We start from the raw sequence: 18,559 nt of genomic DNA, 5'->3' as shown, positions 1-18,559 counted from the left end.
GCGGCCCGGACGGCAGCCCTCACGACAGCCCTCACGACAGCCCCCTCAGATGAGTGACCAGGGTGGCGGTGCAGCCCACCCCGTATGTGCTCCTGATCCGCTCCAGGAGCGGGTCACGGCCGAGCCGGTACTCCTGGGTGCCCACCGAGTCGAGCACCGTCGCCGCGATCGCGCAGCCCAGCTGCGCCGCGCAGTGCTCCGGCACGCCCCACAGCGTCGCGGCCAGGAACCCGGCCCGGAAGGCGTCCCCGACTCCCGTCGGATCCACCGCCTCGTCCACCCGCACGGCCGGCACCGCGAGTGTGGTCCGGCTCTCCCCCCGGACCCGTACTCCGTCCGCGCCGTGCGTGGTGATCCAGGTGCCGACGCGCCGCAGCACCTCGGCCTCGTCCCAGCCGGCCTTCTCCATCAGGAGCGCCGTCTCGTACTCGTTGGTGAACAGGAACCGCGCCCCGTCCACCAGCTCCCGCACCTGACCGCCGTCCAGCCGCGCCAGCTGCTGCGACGGATCGGCGGCGAAAGGAATCCCCAGCTCACGGCAGGCGCGGGTGTGCCGCAGCATGGCCTCGGGATCGTCCGGCGAGACCAGGACGAGCGACAGCCGCCCGGCCCGGGCCAGTACCTCCCGCAGGTCGATCTCCCGTGCCTCGCTCATCGCCCCGGCGTAGAACGTGGCGATCTGGTTCTGTGCCTCGTCCGTCGTACAGACGAACCGGGCGGTGTGGAGCGACTCGCTGACGCGCACCGAGTCGGTGTCCACACCGTGGTCCTTCAGCCACACCCGGTACGGCTCGAAGTCGGCGCCGACCGCGCCCACGAGAACGGGACGCAGGCCGAGCACGCCGAGCCCGAAGGCGATGTTCGCCGCCACTCCCCCGCGCCTGACCTCCAGGTTGTCGGCAAGGAACGACAGGGACACCTGCTCCAGCCGGTCGGCGATCAGCTGTTCGCTGAACCGGCCGGGGAAGGTCATCAGGTGGTCGGTCGCGATGGATCCGGTGACAGCGATACGCATCTCTTCCAGGCCCCCTCAGATTCCCGCGGCGCGCTTGAGCTGCTCCACCCGGTCGGTGCGCTCCCAGGTGAAGTCCGCCAGCTCCCGGCCGAAGTGCCCGTACGCCGCCGTGGCCGCGTAGATCGGACGCTTCAGGTCCAGGTCCCGGATGATCGCGGCCGGCCGCAGGTCGAACACCGCGGAGACGGCCTCCTGGATCCGCTCGTCCGGCAGGACGCCGGTGCCGAAGGTCTCCACGAACAGACCCACCGGCTCGGCCTTGCCGATCGCGTACGCGACCTGCGCCTCGCAGCGCTTGGCAAGCCCGGCGGCCACCACGTTCTTGGCGACCCAGCGCATCGCGTACGCCGCCGAGCGGTCGACCTTCGACGGGTCCTTGCCGGAGAAGGCACCACCGCCGTGCCGGGCCATGCCGCCGTAGGTGTCGATGATGATCTTCCGGCCGGTCAGGCCGGCGTCGCCCATCGGCCCGCCGATCTCGAAGCGGCCGGTCGGGTTGACCAGCAGCCGGTAGCCGTCGGACTCCAGCGTCACGCCCTCCTCGACCAGCTCCTTGAGGACGTGCTCCACGACGTGCTCGCGCACGTCCGGGGTCAGCAGACCCTCGACGGAGATGTCGGAGGCGTGCTGCGAGGAGACGACGACCGTGTCCAGGCGGACCGGGGTGTCGCCGTCGTACTCGATGGTGACCTGCGTCTTGCCGTCCGGCCGCAGGTAGGGGACGGTGCCGTTCTTGCGGACCTCCGTCAGCCGGCGCGACAGCCGGTGCGCGAGGGCGATCGGCAGCGGCATCAGCTCGGCGGTGTCGTCGCAGGCGTAGCCGAACATCAGGCCCTGGTCGCCGGCGCCCTGGGCGGCGAGCTCGTCGCCTTCGCCCTCGACACGGACCTCGTGGGCGGTGTCGACACCCTGCGCGATGTCGGCCGACTGCGCGCCGATCGACACCGACACGCCACAGGAGGCGCCGTCGAAGCCCTTCGCGGAGGAGTCGTAGCCGATGTCGAGGACCGCCTCGCGCACCAGCGTCGCGATGTCGGCGTACGCGGAGGTGGTGACCTCGCCCGCGATGTGCACCTGACCGGTGGTGATCAGGGTCTCCACGGCGACGCGGGAGGAGGGGTCCTGGGCGAGCAGCGCGTCCAGGATGGTGTCGCTGATCCGGTCGGCGATCTTGTCGGGGTGGCCCTCGGTCACCGACTCCGAGGTGAACAGGCGGCGGCTCATGCCTGCACCGCCCCGGCGGTGGCGCCGCTGAAGAAGTGCTGCTCGATGGCGGCGAGGGTCCGGATGGAGTCGACCTCCAGGGTCTCCATCTGGATCGCCGTGCCGCTCTCCTGCTCCAGCAGGAAGACGAACTCGACGAAGGACAGGGAGTCGATGAGACGGTTCTCGATCAGGTCGAGGTCGGCCGCGACGTCGTCGCGCTCCGGGTGACGCTCCAGGATCCAGTTCTTCACCGTCTGCAGGCCGTCGGCCATGGTTGCTCTCCTTTTACCTACCGCTGGAAGCGGAAGGGGTGGCAGGGGTGGGAGGTTCGGGAGTTACGGGAGTTGCGAGAGTTGCGGAACTTGCGGGGGTTACGGGGGTCGCGAGAGCTGCGGGAGCCGCAGAGGTCGCGGGAGGGAGGGAAGGGGTGGGCGCGATGATCGGTGCGGCGACCGCGACCGCGTAGTCGACGTCGTGGCTGATGGACACGGTGACCTCGCAGATACCGGCCTCCTGGGCCATCTCCGCCGCCGGGCCGCGCAGTTCCACCAGCGGCCAGCCGCCGTCGGAGCGCCGTACGACGATGTCGGTCCAGGGCAGGAACCGGCCGCGGACCCGCAGCGTCTTGAACGCCGCCTCCTTGGCCGCGATCCGGCCGCACAGGCTCAGCAGGTCGAGCCCGTCGGACGTGCGGCAGTCGGCGAGTTCGCCGGGGGTGAGCATCCGCTCGAAGAACTTCTCCCCGTACTGCGTGAGAAGCCTCCGCACGCGGCTGACGGACACGATGTCCATGCCGAGGTTCGCCCAGCCCAGGCCGCCCGCCGGCGGGGCGACGGGACGGGCCGGCACGTCAGATCACCGGCCCGGCCGCGTTACTCGCGTCGGCGCGCATGCGGGCGTTGGCGTCGAGGACCGCTTCGGCCGCGGCCTCCCAGCTGCCGTAGCGGCGGGTCAGCGCCGACAGCCAGCGCTCCAGACCGAAGGCGACACAGCTGGTGAAGGCCGGCCCGCCGGTCGACGCGAGCGCGATGGAGCAGCGCTCGCCGAAGAAGTTCCGGTGCGTGTTGACGGAGGCGATGGCCAGGTCCTCGTACAGGAACTCGTACTTCACCGGCGTGAGCCGCTGGAGCAGCGCCTTCGAACTCCCCTTGTCGAAGAAGGGATCCGTGGCCGCCTCCCGCCGCAGCGGAAGGTCCAGCGCGGTGGCGTAGGCCTGGATACGGGCGGTGAAGTCCGCGAGATGGGCCTCGGCGTGCTCCTGGCTGCCCATGGCCACGATCTCCCGCATACGGAAGCCGAGTTGGCGCCGCATGCCCTCGTAGTGCGTCTCCTTGCGGAAGCACCACGAGCAGATCGTCACCAGGGTGTCGTCGGCCACCGTCGTGCCCTGGTGGGTGAGGTACACCGCGTAGCAGGACGCCGACGGCAGGCCGAGCTCGGCCGGCTGAAGGGCCTCGGCCGGGAAGGTACCGGACTCGGCGGAGAACGGCGCGGTCGTCCGGCGCTCCAGATCGAGCGGGGCGGCCACGACGGCCTGGTGCGGGAAGTTGTCGTAGTAGTCGAGCCGGGCCAGATCGGCGGCCGGGAGCAGCGGGGGCATGGTCATCGGGCGGGCGCCCGCGGCCACTCCCCAGCCCTCGAAGGTGTCGTCGAGGAGCCGCAGCAGGCGGGACCCCTCCGGGCCGAGCGTGGGCAGGCCCCTGGTCGCCCCGACGTTCTCGGGGGTCGTCACGGTCATGGTCGGTGCACCTCTCGGGGTGGGTTCGCGCACTCGGGACCGGGCTTCAGAGGACGGGAAGGGTGTCGTCCGAGAAGATGCCGGTCTTGAGGAAGAAGGAGAGCGGCTTGCGGATCGCCTTGCGCTCGTGGACCCTGCGGGCCTCGTCGGCGATCAGCGCGTTGCGCAGTCCGAGCGGGTCGGCGATGCCGGCGTCCTTGTACACGTGCGGGTTGTAGAGCGAGTTGATGCTGTAGACGACGTAACGCTTCACGTACGCCTCCACCTCGCGGATCCGCTCGGCGCTCACGGCCTCGGTCATCCGCTGGAACAGCAGCGAGACCAGCTCACGGCCGAAGGCGATGTGGCGCGACTCGTCCTGGTGGTGGATCCGGTTGACCTCGCGGATGGTGTGGCACAGGGAAGCGTCCTTGGCCATCCGGGAGTTGTAGTGGTCGACCAGCTCCTCGAAGAAGAGGATGCGGGTGAAGACCAGGAAGTTCTCGACCTCGGGCTCCCAGACCGCGTCGGCGCGCATGCCGGCGCTGCCGTAGATCTTGCTGCCGTAGCGGCGGCAGAACTCCGAGAAGAACCACATGTGTTCGTTCTCTTCGCCGATGAAGTGGTGGAAGAAGTCCGAGGGGACCTCGAAGCCCGGCATGTGGATCCGTCCGATGACCTCGATGAGGAGCTCGCGGATGCCGTGCACGTTGAGGCTGTAGAAGTTGACGGACTCCCACCGCGACAGGCGCTGGAGCGTCTCCTCGTCCAGGGCCTCGAAGTGCTTCGTGCCGTAGACGGTCAGCAGCTCCGGGGTCATCCAGTACTGCTTCTCGTCCAGGGAGTCGGGCCACTGGAAGGTCTGGTACGGGTTGTAGTAGTCCTCGACGGAACGCTCGCTCAGGCGCTCCAGGACCTCCATGAACCGGTCGGTGACGGGCAGCGCTGCGGTGGCGCCCATGTTTCATCTCCTCGTGCTGGGGTGGACTGGCCGGGGGGCCGGGTCCGGAGGATCCAGGGGTCCGGAGAGGGCCGGGGGCCGGGTGACGGCGGGGTGGGGCGGGGTCCCAAGGCGGGATCCCGGGGGCCGGGTCCGGGGGTCCGGAAGGGGTCCGGGGGTCCGGGTCCGGAAGGGTCCGGGGATCCGGAAGGGTCCGGGGGGCCGGTGGGATCCGCGGGGGCGGTTCGGTCGGGTCAGGGGCGGACTTCGTAGACCGCGTTCACCGGGGTCTCGTTCGCGCGGCGCCAGCGGGTGAAGCCGGCCTCCTCCGCGATGGCGCGGAAGGCCTGCTCGCCGGAGTGGTTGCCGAGCGCGTGCGGGCCGCGCTGGGCGACGGCGACGGGCAGGCACATCACGGCCGACAGGGCCATGAACATCCGGGCGGCCGGGGTCTGGGTGTCGATGTCCTCGGGCGAGACGTTCGACTCGACGAGCATCCAAGTGCCGTCCGAGTCGAGAGACTTGAGGACGTGCTCGGCGGCGGCCACCGGGTCGCCCATGTCGTGCAGGGCGTTGAAGAAGCAGACCAGGTCGTAGCCGGCGCCCGGGTAGTCGTCGGCCGAGGCCACCTCGAAGACGACCCGGTCGGACAGACCGGCCTCCTCGGCGAGCTGCCGGGCCAGCGAGATGGCCTCTTCGGAGTAGTCGAAGCCGTGGATGGTGGCGTTCGGGAACGCGCGGGCGATCAGCAGCGTGGTGTGCCCGACGCCGCAGCCCACGTCGGCGACCGTGCCACCGTTGGCCAGCTTGGTGGTGACGTCGCGCAGCGAGGGCAGCCACTCGGCGACCAGCTTGTGCTCGTACGTCGGCTGGAAGAAGGAACCCATGCCGGTGTCGAGGGCCGCGTCGTGCTCGGCCCAGCCGACCCCGTCACCGGTCTTGTACGCCTCGGCCAGCAGGTCCTCGGTGGCGTACAGCGCCTTGAGGGCGGTGAAGAACCCGGCGGCGAAGGTCACGGACTTCGCGTCGGCCAGGACGGCGACGTGCTCGGCGGGCAGGCTGTACACCTGCGAGCCGGGGTCCCGCTCCACGTACCCGGCCGACAGCTGGGCGTGCAGCCACTCCTCGATGTACCGCTCGTTCGTGCCGGTGCGGTCCGCCAACTCGGCGGCCGTCAACGCGCCGTGCGTGGCCAGGGCCTTGTAGAGCCCGAGACGCTCGCCGAGCGCGACGGTGACCCCGCGTACGGCCGCACCGGCGTCGGTGATGACCTTCTGGTGGAACTCCTGGACGCTCATGCCGCCGAACCCTCCTCGTATGCCGGGACATCGCAGGTGAACAGGAAGGACCGCGGCAGCCTGGGGACGGAGCGGTCCGGGACCGGGTAGGGCCACCGCTCGAAGTGGGCGCCGTCCTCACCCGGCTGCCTGACCTCGCGTACGGCCCAGCCGCAGTCGGCGAGCAACTGCTCGGGCTCCTCGGTGCCGAAGAGCCACGGATTGCCGTCCTCCTCCAGCGCCTTCATGAAGGAGCGGGCCAGCGGGTTGCTCAGGGCGGCCTTGGAGATGACGTCGCCGAGCAGCACGGAGCCGGGCGCCGCGTGCGCCGACAGCGTCGAGATCAGGGTGCGCACGGCCTGCTCGGGCAGGAAGAACAGCAGTCCCTCCACCACCCACAGGACGGGCTCGTCGCTCTTCCATCCCGCCTCCTTGAGGGGGCCGGTCCAGTCCTGGGTGAGGTCGACCGGGACCGTGATCCGGGTCCGGCCGGCCGGCTGCGGCTCGTCCTTCAGCATGTCCGCCTTGGCGTCGAGCAGGGCCGGGCGGTCGAGTTCGTAGACGGTGACGCCGTCGGGCCAGGGCAGCCGGAAGAACCGGGTGTCCATGCCCGCGGCGAGGAAGACCACCTGGCGGATGCCGCGCTCCTGGACCGTCTTCACGATGGCGCGGTCCAGATAGGTGGTGCGGATGGCGAGGAACGGAACGGTGCCACCGCCCGCGTAGCGCTCAAGCAGTTCGAAGCCGATCTGGTCGGCGACGGTGCGCGCGTAGGGATCGGCGAACAGCCGGTCCTCGCGCTCGGTCTCCAGGGCGCGCGCTGCGGCGGTCCACTGGGCGGTGCGGGATACGGCCTCCACAGGAGGTCCCCCCTTTCGCTGGTGGGTGGGAGAGGCGGACGGCCTTGCTCGGTCGCCGCACTCGGGTGCCGTGCTCAAATGCCTTGTTCTGGTGTGCTGTTCAGGCGCCGCACTCGGGCGCCTTGCGCGGATGTCGGTTGCCGGGTGCCGGGTGCCGGTGCCGGTGCCGTGTATGCGGCGCCGTGCTCCGGTCCCGTGTCTCCGGTCCCGTGTCTCCGGTCCCGTGTCTCCGGTCCCGTGTCTCCGGTCCCGTGTCTCCGGACTGATCCGGAGGACGGCCCCTGGCGACCTAGGCGCTCATCGCCGGGCTGCGCCGGTCGGACGCGGGGGCGGTCTTGCCGCCCTCCGGTCCGCATCCGCAGCACCCCGCCGGATCCTCGGCCGCGGGCATCGACGACAGATGGCGGACCTCGGCGCCGGCGGGGCGCCGCTGGAAGATGCTGTGCAGGATCATGCTGAACACCGGCGCCCCGTCGGCCCCCACGAGCGTGCACCGCGGCTTGACGGTGCCGGTGGTGGGGTTGAACGGCGACGGCGTGGCGCCGAGGATCTCGACGCGCGCCGTGAGGACGTCCCCGGGGCGCACCGGCCGCAGATAGCGGACCTCGTCGATGCCGGGCGATCCCATGCACACGCTGTAGGCGAGCAGCCCGTCCACGTACCGGCGCATGAACATCGACTGGGTGTGGAATCCGCTGGCGATCAATCCGCCGAACGGGGAGTCCTCGGCACGCTTGGGGTCCGTGTGGAAGGGCTGCGGGTCGAAGCGCCTGCCGAACTCCAGCACCTCCTCCGCCGTGACGGTGACGGTACCCAGCTCGTGGACGTCGCCGGGCCGGAAGTCCTCGAAGTAGCGCATCCCGCGCCCTCCTTGACCTAGGAGTTGTCGTTTCCTGGCATCACCCAATCTACGAATCAGTCGTTTATTTTGTCAACCCAAAAGAAGCCTCAAGGTCCTTCGGGTTACCCCGAACTTCCCTTACTTCAGGGCCTGTTCGATGTCGGTCCACAGGTCCTCGACGTCCTCGATGCCGACCGACATCCGCACCAGCCCTGCCCCGATCCCGGCCGCCACCAGCGCGTCCGCGTCCAGCTCGCGGTGGGACGTGGACGCGGGATGGGTGACCAGCGACTCCACGCCGCCGAGCGAGAGCGCGAGCCGGGCGACCCGGACCCGCTCGATGAAGGCCCGGCCCGCCTCCCGGCCGCCCGCCAGCTCGAAGGAGAGCAGCCCGCCGCCCCCGGAGAGCACCGCGCGCGCGGTGTCGTACGAGGGATGGCCGGCCAGCCACGGATAGTGGACCGCCACGACGTCGTCGCGGGCCGCGAGCCGCTCGGCGAGCACGGCCGCGTTCGCGCAGTGCTGCCGCATCCGCAGCGGCAGCGTCGGGATCCCGCGCAGCGTCAGCCAGGCGGCGAACGGGTCGGCGCTCGCGCCGAGTTCGACGGTGCGCGGCCACACCGCCCGCCGGAGTGCGTCGTCGGCGAAGACGGCGGCGCCGCCGAGGACGTCCGAGTGGCCGGAGAGGTACTTGGTGGTGGAGTGGACGACGACGTCCGCGCCCCACTCGATCGGACGGCAAAGCACGGGTGAGGCAAGAGAGTTGTCGACCATGCTGGTGACACCGAGACGGCGGGCGGCGGCCAGCAGGCCCGGCAGGTCGGCGACCTGCCCGGTGGGGTTGGCCACGGTCTCCAGGACGAGCAGCTCCGGCCGGCCGCCCACGTCCACCGCGTTCTCGAACTCCGCCACGCTGTCCCCGGAGATGTACGTGACCTGGACGCCGAAGCGGGCGGCGAGATCGGACAGCACCGCGTACGTCCCCCCGTACAGACACCGCTGCGCCACCACCCGGTCCCCGGGCTTCAGCCGCGCGAGCAGCACCCCGCTGATCGCGCCCATGCCGGAGCCGAAGGCGAGGGCGCCGGCGCCGCCCTCCAGGCCGGCGAGCGTGGTCTCCAGGGCCCGTACGGTCGGATTGCCGCGCCGGCTGTACACGTACTGCCCGTCGGGCCCGCCCATCGCCTCGGCCAGCTCGTCGGCGGAGGCGAACGCGAAGGCCGAGGACTGCACGATCGGCACGGAGAGCGGCGTGCCGCCCTGGTCCAGCGGCGGGTGGGAGACGTGGACGGCGCGGGTGGTGATGTCCATGAACGGTTCCTTCCGAGAGGGGGGAGCGAGGGGGTGGGCAGGGGACACATGGGGATGGCGACGGTGTGCGGGACGAGGCCGGTATGCGCGCGTGCGTGCTGCGCGGGGGCGGCGAGAGCGCGATCGCGCCGGAGCGGCCGGCGGCTCGAACTCCACCGCGGTCGCCGGTGACCGTTCGGCGAGGATGTGCCGGTGAGTACTGCGCTGGCGGAGGCCCTGTCCGTCGTTCTTCTCGTGGTGGTGCTGGCCTGCGCCGTCATCCGCCCGTTCGGCTGGCCGGAGGCGGTCGTCGCCGTCCCGGCCGCCGGTCTCGTCGTCGCCACCGGGGCGATCTCCCTCGACCACGCGGCCGCCGAGGCCGCCCGCCTCGGTCCGGTGATCGGCTTCCTGGCAGCCGTACTGGTCCTGGCGAAACTCTGCGACGACGAGGGGCTGTTCCACGCGTGCGGGGCATGGATGGCCCGTACCGCGGCGGGCCGGCCCCGCCGGCTGCTGGGACAGGTGTTCGTCCTCGCCTCGGCCATCACCGCAGTGCTCAGCCTGGACGCCACCATCGTGCTGCTGACCCCGGTGGTGTTCGCCACCGCGGCCCGGCTCGGCGCCCGGCCGAAGCCGCACGTCTACGCCTGCACCCATCTGTCGAACACGGCGTCGCTGCTGCTGCCGGTCTCCAACCTGACCAACCTGCTGGCGTTCGCGGCGAGCGGGCTGAGCTTCACCCGGTTCGCCGCCCTGATGACGCTGCCCTGGCTGGTGGCCATCGGGATCGAGTACGTCGTGTTCCGCCGGTTCTTCGCCACCGACCTGGACGCCGGCGCCACGGCCCCGGCCGACGCCGAACCGCCGGAGGTACCGGTGTTCGCGCTGGTCACGGTGGCGTGCACGCTGGCCGGTTTCGTGGTCGCCTCCGCGCTCGGGATCGACCCCGCCTGGGCGGCGTTCGCGGGCGCCGCCGTCCTCGCCGTACGGGCGCTGGCCCGGCGCCGTACCACTCCCGCGGCCCTCGTCCGCGCCGGCGCGCTGCCGTTCCTGGCCTTCGTCCTGGCCCTGGGCATCGTGGTCCGCGCCGTCGTCGACAACGGCCTCGACACGGCTCTGGGCCGGCTGATCCCCGAGGGCACCGGCCTGGTCGCGCTGCTGGGCATCGCGGCGCTGGCCGCCGTCCTCGCGAACATGATCAACAACCTGCCCGCGGTGCTGGTGCTGCTGCCGCTGACCGCCCCGTCGGGGCCCGGCGCCGTCCTGGCGGTGCTGCTCGGGGTGAACATCGGCCCGAACCTGACCTACGCCGGCTCGCTGGCCACCCTGCTGTGGCGGCGCATCGTGCACGCCCACGACAGCGAGGTGGAGCTGCGGGAGTTCACCCGGCTCGGCCTGTACGCCGTGCCGGCCGGCCTGCTCGGCGCGGTCCTGGCACTCTGGGTGGCACTGAACGCGATCCCGGGAGGCTGACCGCGTGACGACCGTGCTGGTCTGGATCGTCGAGGGCACCTGGCCCGCCTGCGTGGACGCCGTCCGCGCGCACGCGCCCGACGGCGCGGACATCACGCTGCTGCACGTCACCCCGGCCGACGTTCCCGGCGCGGCGCACGGCGCGTTCGCCGGGCTGCTCGGCCGGGGCCACGGCGCGCACGATCCCGGCACGCGGCTGGAACAGCTGGCCGCCGCCTCCGCCGACCGGCTGCTCGCCGACGCCGCGGAGCGGCTGGGACGCTCCTGCACCCGGCGGGAGCTCACCGGTCGCGCCGAACGGGAAGTGGTCACCGCCGCCGAGAGTGCCGACCTGCTCGTCCTCGCCCGCGACGGCGACCGTACCCACCTCGGGCCGCACAGCCTCGGCCCCGCCGGACGCTTCATCGTCGACCACGCCCCCTGCCCGGTTCTGCTGGTCTGGCCGGAGACCGCGCCCGGCATCGTCACGGTGCCGCCGCCGTCGCACCCGCCGTCGCCGCACCGGTAGGTCTGCGGGATGCGGGGGCCGGGGGCGGTTCTGGCATATGCCCGTACGGGAAGCGCACACGAATCCGTCCATGTACCCGGACACGAAAAAGAAGGGCCGCCCGAAGTCCGGGGAGGAACATCGGGCGGCCCAGGGGAGAAGAGGTCAGACGCCGACCTTGTCACCCTGCGGCTGCGGGGCGGCGTCGGCCGGGGCCGAGGCGGCGGCCAGGGCCTTGTCGCCCTTCATGACCAGGAGCGTGATCACACCGCCGACGGCGGCGATGATCGCGGCGCCGATGAAGGCGGCCGAGAAGCCGTCGGTCAGCTTCGGCAGGTTGTGGATCTCGGCGGCACCCTGCGACATGGCGACCGCGGTGAGGGCGGCGAGGCCGAGGCCGGAGCCGACGTTGTAGGTGGTGTTGACGATGCCGGAGGCGAGACCGGCCTGCTCCTGCGGAGCGTGGGCCATCGCGGACATCATCGTCGGGATGTAGGCGAGGGACATGCCGAGCGCGGCGACGAGCGAGGCCGGCAGGACGTCGACCAGGAAGGTGCCGGTGGGCTCGGCCACCGACAGCCAGACCAGACCGGCGGCCAGGACCAGCAGACCGACGCCGATGAGCGGCTTCGCACCGAGCTTCGCCATGAGACGGGCGGTGATGGCCGTCATGAAGATCATGAGGAGCACGGTCATCGGGAGCAGCGCGGCGCCGGAGGCGAACGCCCCGTAGCCGAGGACCTGCTGGAGGTAGAGGTTCAGGAAGTACCACATCGGGATCCAGGCGGCGCCGAGCAGCGTCATGGCCAGGTTGGCCGAGCCGAGGCGCGGGACGCGCCAGACGCTGAGCGGCATGAGCGGCTCGCGCAGGGCCTTCTGGATCACGAAGAACAGGATGAGCAGGACGACGGCGCCGGCCAGCTCCAGGATGGTGGCGGTCGAGCCCCAGCCGACCTCGGGGGCGCGGACGACGGCGAACACGGTGAGCGCGAGGCCGGCGGTCACGGCGATGGCGCCGAGGATGTCGACGGAGCCGCGGCGGGCGTCGACGTTCGGGAGGATCTTGGTGGCGGCGAGGGTCGCGATGCCGATCGGGATGTAGATGATGAAGCACCACTGCCAGGCGGCCCACTCGGTGAAGACACCGCCGAGGAACACACCCGCGGTACCGCCGGCCGGGGCCGCGGCGCCGTAGAGGGCCATCGCCTTGCCCAGCTCACGCGGGTCGTGCATGAACAGCATCATGAGCAGGGTCATCGCGGACGGCGCGATGAGCGCGCCACCGACGCCCTGGACGGCGCGGCCGACGATCTCGACCCAGGCCGACTGCGCGGCGGCGGCGACGACCGAACCGGCGATCATGACGGCCCAGCCGGACACGAAGATCTTCCGGGCTCCGACGAGGTCGGAGAGGCGTCCGCCGAGGAGCAGCAGACCGCCGAAGACGATCACGTAGGCGTTGAAGACCCACTGCAGCTCGCTCTGCGAGAAGCCGAGGTCCTTCTGCATTTCCGGAAGTGCGACGCCAATGATTGACGTGTCCATGATAACCATGAACTGTGCGGCGGCGAGCACGACAAGTGCCCACCAGCGCCGGGGATTGACGGTTGACATTGCCCTGACCCTTCGCTCGCTATCGGTGATTGGAGGCGGTGACAGATACCCCTGGGGGGTACCTGTGCGCTGCACCGTAGCATACCCATGGGGGGTATGTAAGAGAGCGGTAAGACCCCGAACGCGACCTCGGCAAGAGTCGTGCGCGGGCCGTGGTCACGGCCTGGTCGCAGCCGGGTCGCAGCCGGGTCGCTACCTGATCAAGCCCTGGATTCACGGGACTTGGGGCGGCGCGGGGCAAGGGGCATACCGGGCGCGCGGTCGGGCGCGAAGAAGGGCGCGCGCACGCCGGCCCGGCGTGCGCGCGAGGGCGGGAGAATGCCCGCATGACCGCCGAGCTGACGCCCCGCGAGGAGCAGGATCTCCTCGCCCGCTGGACCTCCACCCTGCTCGCCGCCCGCGCCGGCCGCGAGGGCCCGGACCCCCTCCCGTACGGCCGGAACCTGCTGGCCCGCTGGACCGAGCCGCAGCGCCGCTACCACACCGTCACCCACCTGCGGGCGGTCCTCGACCGCATCGACGAACTCGCCGATCAGGGCGGTGGAGGTGGGGAGTTGGAGCTGGTACGACTGGCCGCGTGGTTCCACGACGCGGTCTACCGGCCGGACCGTTCGGAGAACGAGGAGCGCTCGGCGGCCCTGGCCGAAAAGGCCCTCTCCGAGGCGGGCCTGACCTCCCACGAGGTCGCCGAGGTCGCCCGCCTCGTCCGCCTCACCACCCTCCACGACCCGGCCCCCGGCGACCTCGACGGCGAGACCCTGTGCGACGCCGATCTCGCGATCCTGGCCACCGAGGCAGATACCTATACGGGGTATACAACGGCGGTCCGCGGGGAGTACGCCTTCGTCCCGGACCCCGACTTCCGCGAGGGCCGCGCCGCCGTACTCCGTCACCTCCTCGCCCTGCCCCGCCTCTTCCGCACCCCCTACGGGGCGGCGGCCTGGGAGGCGCGGGCGCGCGCCAACATGGAACGCGAACTGAAGGAACTGACGGGGACGGCGGGGGCGGAGGGGACGGAGGGCTGAGGAAGACCGCGGGCACCGCGACACGTCACCCCGCCCGACCGCACGCGCGGCGCGCCGCAGCGGTCAGGCGGCTCTCGCCTCCAGGCGGTACTCGATCAGGCCGTCCCGTAGTCCGAGCCGCAAGAATCCGTTCTTCAGCAGGACACGGCCGGATGCCGGGTTGCCGGGATGATGCCGGGCGCCGAGGGAACGGAAGCCGGCCGCCGTGAAGGCGAAGGAGACCAACTCCCGTACCGCATCGGTCGCATGACCGCGCCCCCAGAGGTCCTCACGGAAGACGTAACTCACTCTCCCATGGGCCTCGGGGCGGCGATCGAGCTTGACCACCCCGACCAGAGTCCTCCCGTGCTCGGCTCCGAGGACGTACCGCGCGACCGGGACCTCCATGGCCCACCGACGTGCCCGTCGTACGAAGCGTTCCGCGTCGGGCAGTGTCATCGCGGACCTGGCCAGATACGGCATGGAGGCCCCGCTGTAAACGCGGCGGAGAGCCGGAGCATCGGCATCGCCGAGCGAGCGAAGCACGATCACCCCGCCCCCTCCTCGTCTTCCGCGAGAGCCGGAAGCGCGGCCAGAGTCGCGGCGGTGGGCCGGTCCTCCGGTGAAGGCGCCAAACAGGCGGTGATCACTTCCTCGAACGCCGGAAACTGCCAGGGTCGGACGCACGGCAGCGAGATCGTGGCGCCCCGGGCGATGGTCCGCAGCTTCTCCGACCGCTCCGCGTCGGCCCCGTAGGAGACAGGACGGCGGCCGGTCCAGCACCAGAACAGCGACGCGCCCAGCCCCCACAAGTCGGCGGCCGGCCCTGCCTGGACATGCGCGCCGTCGGCCGTCGACAGGAGAGTGGCGGCGATTTCCGGGGCGGTGGTGTGGGTGAGCGCTCCTCGGTACGGCAGGCGCGGCCCGCCGCCGGGGCCGCACGCGAGGGCGTAGTCGACAAGCTCGGCGCGGCCCACGCCCGTGATCAGGGTGTTGGTGGGCTGGACATCCGCATGCGCCCACCCGGCGGCGTGCATCCGCGCCAGCTCCTCGGCCCAACTCCGCGCGATCCGGCGAAGGCGGGGCCGCATCACATCATGGTCGCCCTCACGATTCCGGGCCGGGGCGAATGCCTTCCACACCGGCACGCCCTCGATCCAGCGCACCGCGAGCCACCGTCCTCCCTCCCAGGTCCCGGCGTCGACCCGATACGCGGCGCTCAGCGCGCCCGCGCCGACGAGTCGCCGCAGATGGTCGTCCTCTTGCGCCAGCTCGGCCGTCTTGTCGCGCCCGATGCCACCGCCAGGGGTGTTCGCCTTCAAGGCGACGGCTCTCCACCGGCCCTGGAGCTTCCAGGCCCGCGAGCCACGCCGGTCGCTCAGGAGCCGGGCCATGACCGGCTCGCCCAGGTGGTCTCCGAGCCGGTCGAGGGCCTCTCCGGGCGGCGAAGGCGTTTCGTCCATGCCCGTAACTCCTGCCAGTCGTGGGGAACATGAGCGAACACGTCCCGGCCGTCGTCCTCGGCCGAGGCGAGCGCGACCGCCAACCCGGGAGTCGCGTGGAGGAACGCCGGGTCGCGCCGTCGCACGGCGGCACGCACCGGGAGAAAGGAGACCGGAGCCGCCGGGACGGGCTCGCCGCCTCGCGCCGTCTCCTCCTCGCCCTCGTGGAACTTGCCGACCATGATCCCGACCGGGCCGTACAGATTCTTCAGAGCCCAGTGCGGCCATGCGAACAGATCACGGTGCCGGACGCCGGGCACCTCACCGAGGACGACCACGTTCTCGCACCGCAGGGGCCCACCGGCCCGGCGGATCAGCGGTCGCAGCCACTCGGCGGCCCGCGCCCCGGCATGGAACAGCTCGGCCTCCACCGCGTCCGCACCACCGACGGCCCGATAGACGGTCCAGGTGGTCAGCCCGCGCTCGACGGAGGGGCGAGATAAGGGCAGAAGGCCGTCATCCGCTCCACGTAGGGGGCGATCTCGATGGACCGCGGCCTGCTGGTGCTCGCCTCGACGAGGCGGAGCGCCCCGGCGGTCGGCCGGGACGCCCTGCCCCTACGGGTCCGGGTCCGGGTCACCGACTGTCCGGCACGGCGTCGCCCTCGCCCTCGTCATCGCCTTCGGTGACGGGGCCGCAGTCCCACTCGGCCACGACCGTGCCGGTCTTCCGGTAGCGGGCGAACGCGTCCGCGTCCAGGGTGCCGTGCCCGTCGGTGAACCAGACCTCCGGCAGCGGCCCGTACGCCTTCTCGTAGGCGGACACCCAGCCGACCGGTCCCGAACCGTTCATCTCGCGGTGTCCGAGGACGGCCCCGGCGTGCGTGGTGGAGAACTCCGCGTACCCGGAGGTGCTCAGCAGGCGATGCCACTCGGCGTCGACGGCCCCCGAGAACATCTCGGCGGGTCCTTCTCCTCGAGCGAACCGCTGTGCGGCGACGGCCAGGAAGCGGCCGAGTTCGTGGTGCTCGATGGTGGTGTCGGTCATGGCTGTACCCCTTCCGGAGGGTTTCGTGGGGTGTCCGGTACGAGCTGAAGGTTGTCCATGGCGGCGGTCCACTCCACGCCGGAGTCGGGACGGATGTGCGCGACCCGGACCGTCCTGCCGCCGGTCTTTTCATGGACGATCGCGGTGAGCCGCCCTTCCCCACGACTGGCGACGTCCCTCACGGCCTTGTGCAGCCAGGGGTGGTCGTCCTCGTGGAAGAAGGATCTGCCGTCGACCTCGCTCACGAATCGTCCGCCTCCTCCGCCGCTTCATCGCGGTCGCGACGGAGGAGAAAACGCGCGAATCCTTCGGCGGCCCGAGCCGCCAGAGCCGCGCTCGGTACGCCGAACTCGGGGGGTTCATCGCTGTCATGGGTAGGGGGTGTGGTCATCGACGTACTCCTGAGGAGCGATCAGTGGATCCGCCCGGGACCCTGCTCGTTCCCGAACCGTGCGACCAGTCAAAGGCCTCACAAGTGCTGCGAACAGGAAGAGTCACTGACGGGCCATGTGTGACCAACCGGAAGACTTTGCTTCCCCATTACCGTCTGACTGGTCGAGGCTCCACAGCCCGGCTACCTTCCCTCCCATGGGAGCGAACGTCATCCTGAAGCGTCGCATGGCCGAACTCGGTCTCACCCAAGATGAATTGGCACATCGGATGAATCGCGCTATCGAAGCGCTCACCGGCAGACCTGGCGACGTGTCCGCGCGAACAGTCCGGAATCTGATCAACGGCAATACCCGCCGTCCGATCGGCCGGACCTGCGCCGCACTGGAGGCGGTGTTCGGATGTCCCGTCTCGGAACTAGGGTTCACCCCACCACGTACCGCCGTACAGGTGGAGGACCCCGTGCGTCGTCGAACCTTCCTCGTCACAGCGGCCGGAACGGTCGTCGCTTCGCCTTCCCCTCGACTCCGGCGTCTGGGGCAGTCCGACGCCGATCTGTTCCAACTGGAATACGCCGGCCTGCTTCAGGAGGACCAGCGAACCGGTGGAGCGAGGCAGAACGAGAACAGAGCCGTCGAACTCGCGGTGCGCGTTCAAGCCTCGCTCACTGACGGCGGATCCTCGGATCGCATCCGATGCCGGCTGTACCGGCTCTCGTCCGATGTCCGGTGCCTGGCCGCCTTCGCCGCCATCGACGCGAGCGCACCAGAAAGAGCGCGCGATCATCTGGACAAGGCCCTCGCGCTCGCCGGCCTCGCGCGCGACAACACGGCCATGTTCCGCGTCTGGGATCACTTGACGCTCACCTCCAGTCAGAGGGAGAACCATGCCGAGGCAGCGGCCGGCGCGGACGTCCTGAAGCGTTCATCGGTGGCCCGGCGCGATCCGCTGTACGCATCGCTGGCGCACATGCGACTCGCCAACGCCCTGGCGAGACTGGGACGGTCCGCCGAGTCGAAGCGCTCCATGAATCTCGCGGAGTCGGCATTCGGGCAGGCCCGCGAAGGACGACAACCCTCGGAATGGATCACCTTCTACAGCAGGGCCGAGTACAACGCCCTGTCCTCGTACGCCTGGACGGCAATGGGGGAGCACGAGCGGGCGGAGTCCTGTCTTCACCGCACGCTCGCCGCCCTCCCTTCCGAACTTGTGCGGGACAGGGCTCTCTTCACCGCTCATCTGTCGCTGTGCCAGGCGCACCAAGGCGAAGTGGAACTGGCCTGTGCGACCGGCAGACAGGCATTCGAGATGTTGCCGCGGGTCTCCGGTTCTCTGCGTACCGCGAACACGCTGATCAGGACTCGGCAAGTCGTCGAGGCCACGGGAACGAAAGCCCCCGAGGCCGTGAGGTGGATCGAGGAGTCACGCCAGTGGATCTGAAGTGGTATTCGCACACGGACGCGCGAAGTGTCCGCTCCACTCTTCTGGATATTCACGACGAGGTGTACGCGGACGACCCCGATCCGTTCCACTCGCGCGAGCGGTTCTCGTACTTCGTCGACCTCTGGTCGGGGCGGGAGGACTGGTCGTGCGTGTCGGGATGGGAGGGCGAGGGGCCGGTCGGATACGCGTACGGCTCGGCGTTCAAGCCGGGCGGCTGGTGGAAGGGAGCCGACCGGCCGAGGGATGTACGGGGGAGGATCTTCGCGCTGTCCGAGCTGATGGTGGTGCCCCGGTGGCAGAAGACCGGGCGGGCGCAGCGGATTCACGACGCGCTGATCCGGTCGACGAACGCGGACTTCGTGACGCTGCTCGTCGACTCGGCCCACCCTCGGGTCCAGGCGCTGTACGAGCGGTGGGGCTACGAGAAGCGGGCGGAGACCCGGCCCTCGGATGACTCCCCGCGATTCGCCGTCATGGTGCGGCACTTGAGGAGCGGGGCCTGAGTCCTGCCTG

The 18,559-nt window shown here is 70.8% G+C and carries 21 protein-coding genes; 5 read left to right on the top strand and 16 right to left on the bottom strand.

The features are described from left to right. Nucleotides 1-31 precede the first annotated feature (31 nt). The 10 genes from ABZ990_RS24285 to ABZ990_RS24240 form a co-directional block, all read right to left on the bottom strand. Nucleotides 32-1,015, bottom strand: a complete 984-nt coding sequence (locus ABZ990_RS24285; RefSeq protein WP_361235272.1) for a carbohydrate kinase family protein — start codon at nucleotides 1,013-1,015, stop codon at nucleotides 32-34. A gap of 15 nt (nucleotides 1,016-1,030) precedes the next feature. Then, nucleotides 1,031-2,239: a methionine adenosyltransferase gene (gene metK, locus ABZ990_RS24280; protein WP_361235269.1), complete on the bottom strand. Its 1,209-nt coding sequence runs from the start codon at nucleotides 2,237-2,239 to the stop codon at nucleotides 1,031-1,033. Further along, nucleotides 2,236-2,493 carry an acyl carrier protein gene (locus ABZ990_RS24275; RefSeq protein ID WP_361235266.1) on the bottom strand — a complete coding sequence of 86 codons (258 nt, stop codon included), beginning with the start codon at nucleotides 2,491-2,493 and terminating at the stop codon, nucleotides 2,236-2,238. The genes metK and ABZ990_RS24275 overlap by 4 nt, the downstream gene beginning before the upstream one ends. Before the next feature lie 13 nt (nucleotides 2,494-2,506). Further along, nucleotides 2,507-3,070 (bottom strand): holo-ACP synthase, encoded by a 564-nt coding sequence (acpS, locus tag ABZ990_RS24270; RefSeq protein ID WP_361235263.1) that lies wholly within the window; start codon nucleotides 3,068-3,070, stop codon nucleotides 2,507-2,509. A gap of 1 nt (nucleotide 3,071) precedes the next feature. Beyond that, nucleotides 3,072-3,959, bottom strand: coding sequence for a hypothetical protein (locus tag ABZ990_RS24265; protein WP_361235260.1), 888 nt, complete (start codon nucleotides 3,957-3,959; stop codon nucleotides 3,072-3,074). A 46-nt stretch (nucleotides 3,960-4,005) separates the two neighbouring features. After that, nucleotides 4,006-4,899 carry a diiron oxygenase gene (locus ABZ990_RS24260; protein ID WP_361235257.1) on the bottom strand — a complete coding sequence of 298 codons (894 nt, stop codon included), beginning with the start codon at nucleotides 4,897-4,899 and terminating at the stop codon, nucleotides 4,006-4,008. 233 nt (nucleotides 4,900-5,132) lie between these two features. After that, the gene (locus ABZ990_RS24255; protein ID WP_361235254.1) at nucleotides 5,133-6,176 is read right to left on the bottom strand and encodes a class I SAM-dependent methyltransferase; all 1,044 of its coding nucleotides are present in this window, start codon (nucleotides 6,174-6,176) and stop codon (nucleotides 5,133-5,135) included. Beyond that, entirely contained in the window at nucleotides 6,173-7,015 is an 843-nt protein-coding gene (locus ABZ990_RS24250) for an SAM-dependent methyltransferase (RefSeq protein ID WP_361235251.1), read from the bottom strand. Before ABZ990_RS24250 ends, ABZ990_RS24255 begins: the two co-directional genes overlap by 4 nt. Before the next feature lie 289 nt (nucleotides 7,016-7,304). Beyond that, the gene (locus ABZ990_RS24245) at nucleotides 7,305-7,874 is read right to left on the bottom strand and encodes a MaoC family dehydratase (RefSeq protein WP_361235248.1); all 570 of its coding nucleotides are present in this window, start codon (nucleotides 7,872-7,874) and stop codon (nucleotides 7,305-7,307) included. 120 nt (nucleotides 7,875-7,994) lie between these two features. After that, on the bottom strand, nucleotides 7,995-9,167 hold the full coding sequence (locus tag ABZ990_RS24240) for an aminotransferase class I/II-fold pyridoxal phosphate-dependent enzyme (protein WP_361235245.1): 1,173 nt from the start codon (nucleotides 9,165-9,167) through the stop codon (nucleotides 7,995-7,997). A gap of 192 nt (nucleotides 9,168-9,359) precedes the next feature. On the opposite strand from ABZ990_RS24240, the gene ABZ990_RS24235 reads away from it, so the two are divergent. Together ABZ990_RS24235 and ABZ990_RS24230 are read left to right on the top strand one after the other, a co-directional pair. Continuing rightward, nucleotides 9,360-10,619 carry an SLC13 family permease gene (locus tag ABZ990_RS24235; RefSeq protein WP_361235242.1) on the top strand — a complete coding sequence of 420 codons (1,260 nt, stop codon included), beginning with the start codon at nucleotides 9,360-9,362 and terminating at the stop codon, nucleotides 10,617-10,619. A 4-nt stretch (nucleotides 10,620-10,623) separates the two neighbouring features. Then, nucleotides 10,624-11,127, top strand: coding sequence for a universal stress protein (locus ABZ990_RS24230; RefSeq protein WP_361235240.1), 504 nt, complete (start codon nucleotides 10,624-10,626; stop codon nucleotides 11,125-11,127). A 144-nt stretch (nucleotides 11,128-11,271) separates the two neighbouring features. Here the strand turns inward: ABZ990_RS24230 and ABZ990_RS24225 are convergent, their stop codons facing one another. Then, complete coding sequence (locus ABZ990_RS24225; RefSeq protein ID WP_361235237.1) at nucleotides 11,272-12,720, bottom strand: MFS transporter; 1,449 nt, start codon at nucleotides 12,718-12,720, stop codon at nucleotides 11,272-11,274. 326 nt (nucleotides 12,721-13,046) lie between these two features. On the opposite strand from ABZ990_RS24225, the gene ABZ990_RS24220 reads away from it, so the two are divergent. Next, a complete protein-coding gene (locus ABZ990_RS24220; RefSeq protein WP_361235234.1) occupies nucleotides 13,047-13,745 on the top strand; it encodes a hypothetical protein in 699 nt (232 codons plus the stop codon). A gap of 63 nt (nucleotides 13,746-13,808) precedes the next feature. Here the strand turns inward: ABZ990_RS24220 and ABZ990_RS24215 are convergent, their stop codons facing one another. The 5 genes from ABZ990_RS24215 to ABZ990_RS24195 all read right to left on the bottom strand — a co-directional run bounded on the left by ABZ990_RS24215 (nucleotide 13,809) and on the right by ABZ990_RS24195 (nucleotide 16,458). Continuing rightward, nucleotides 13,809-14,276 carry a GNAT family N-acetyltransferase gene (locus tag ABZ990_RS24215; protein ID WP_361235231.1) on the bottom strand — a complete coding sequence of 156 codons (468 nt, stop codon included), beginning with the start codon at nucleotides 14,274-14,276 and terminating at the stop codon, nucleotides 13,809-13,811. Further along, on the bottom strand, nucleotides 14,273-15,187 hold the full coding sequence (locus ABZ990_RS24210) for a hypothetical protein (protein WP_361235228.1): 915 nt from the start codon (nucleotides 15,185-15,187) through the stop codon (nucleotides 14,273-14,275). Before ABZ990_RS24210 ends, ABZ990_RS24215 begins: the two co-directional genes overlap by 4 nt. Then, the gene (locus tag ABZ990_RS24205) at nucleotides 15,103-15,597 is read right to left on the bottom strand and encodes a hypothetical protein (protein WP_361235225.1); all 495 of its coding nucleotides are present in this window, start codon (nucleotides 15,595-15,597) and stop codon (nucleotides 15,103-15,105) included. Before ABZ990_RS24205 ends, ABZ990_RS24210 begins: the two co-directional genes overlap by 85 nt. Before the next feature lie 205 nt (nucleotides 15,598-15,802). Further along, on the bottom strand, nucleotides 15,803-16,213 hold the full coding sequence (locus ABZ990_RS24200) for a hypothetical protein (protein ID WP_361235222.1): 411 nt from the start codon (nucleotides 16,211-16,213) through the stop codon (nucleotides 15,803-15,805). Then, complete coding sequence (locus ABZ990_RS24195; protein ID WP_361235219.1) at nucleotides 16,210-16,458, bottom strand: hypothetical protein; 249 nt, start codon at nucleotides 16,456-16,458, stop codon at nucleotides 16,210-16,212. The genes ABZ990_RS24200 and ABZ990_RS24195 overlap by 4 nt, the downstream gene beginning before the upstream one ends. Nucleotides 16,459-16,801: 343 nt before the next feature. Between ABZ990_RS24195 and ABZ990_RS24190 the strand changes: the two genes are divergently transcribed. Then, nucleotides 16,802-18,043 (top strand): helix-turn-helix transcriptional regulator, encoded by a 1,242-nt coding sequence (locus ABZ990_RS24190; RefSeq protein ID WP_361235216.1) that lies wholly within the window; start codon nucleotides 16,802-16,804, stop codon nucleotides 18,041-18,043. Further along, nucleotides 18,034-18,549 (top strand): GNAT family N-acetyltransferase, encoded by a 516-nt coding sequence (locus tag ABZ990_RS24185; protein ID WP_361235213.1) that lies wholly within the window; start codon nucleotides 18,034-18,036, stop codon nucleotides 18,547-18,549. The genes ABZ990_RS24190 and ABZ990_RS24185 overlap by 10 nt, the downstream gene beginning before the upstream one ends. Nucleotides 18,550-18,559 lie beyond the last annotated feature (10 nt).

Origin of the sequence: Streptomyces sp. NPDC046203, from assembly GCF_040646255.1 — a bacterium.
GTDB lineage: Bacteria > Actinomycetota > Actinomycetes > Streptomycetales > Streptomycetaceae > Streptomyces.
The sequence above is the reverse complement of the archived record's forward strand: the minus strand, read 5'-3'. Positions and strand labels throughout refer to the sequence as shown.